Genomic DNA, 815 nt, shown 5'->3' on the forward strand with positions numbered 1-815 from the left:
AAATAAAGGTAATCAATACTTTTCAGGTTTATTGATTTCTGAAGCTAACGTAAAACGGGGACATCAAAGCAGACGAAATTTGAAAAAAAGTACAAAATTGTAAATCACTGAAATACTGACGTTTATTTTTACGTTAGTCAGAATTTAAAAAGACGTAATGAATAAACTTATTCCTTTAATATTTTTGACCTTTTTATGTTGCAAATTGAATACAGTTAATGACAACAAACAAGAAGGCAACATTTATATTGCTAAAGGAAACTTCGGGAAAATAGAAATTTCTAAATCAAAATTAGATTCAATATTATCTTCACTTCCATATTGGAGACTAAACGAATTTAAAACGACAGATTCTGAAAAAAGTGCTGCTGTTCAGATTTTAAGACAAGAATTAAGACAAAATAATCAAGAACCTGATAGATTCTTAATAATAGAAATCACAGGAAGCAAACCAAAGAATATAACTTTTCACCTAAATCGCATTGACACATACGTGTATTTATACATTTTAAATCAAGACTCTGATATGACACCTATAACTGGAAATGCAACAGGAGTCGATGGTTTGTATTCTGTTGACTTAGAAACGGAAGAAATTTCCATAGCATATTACCAATAAAAAACGGAACACAACAAACCGCAATAGCGCATAAGGCGTTCACAGCGTTTTGTAAAGTTCGCAGCTTCGGCGGTCAGCGCCAAATCGCAGATTTGGCTTTAAAAAGAAATGTAAAACAAAATATGCGCTTTGGCTCCGTTCAACTTGGAGAGTTTATAAGGTTAAATCGCCTTACGACGCCATGCGGCAGGCCGTT

At 33.1% G+C, this 815-nt stretch carries 1 protein-coding gene; it reads left to right on the top strand.

Annotated elements, in window-relative coordinates; translation table 11 throughout:
• Nucleotides 1–157 precede the first annotated feature (157 nt).
• On the top strand, nucleotides 158–619 hold the full coding sequence (locus ACSX1H_RS19450; protein ID WP_439185923.1) for a hypothetical protein: 462 nt from the start codon (nucleotides 158–160) through the stop codon (nucleotides 617–619).
• Nucleotides 620–815 lie beyond the last annotated feature (196 nt).

Origin of the sequence: Carboxylicivirga taeanensis, from assembly GCF_051851475.1 — a bacterium.
GTDB lineage: Bacteria > Bacteroidota > Bacteroidia > Bacteroidales > Marinilabiliaceae > Carboxylicivirga > Carboxylicivirga taeanensis.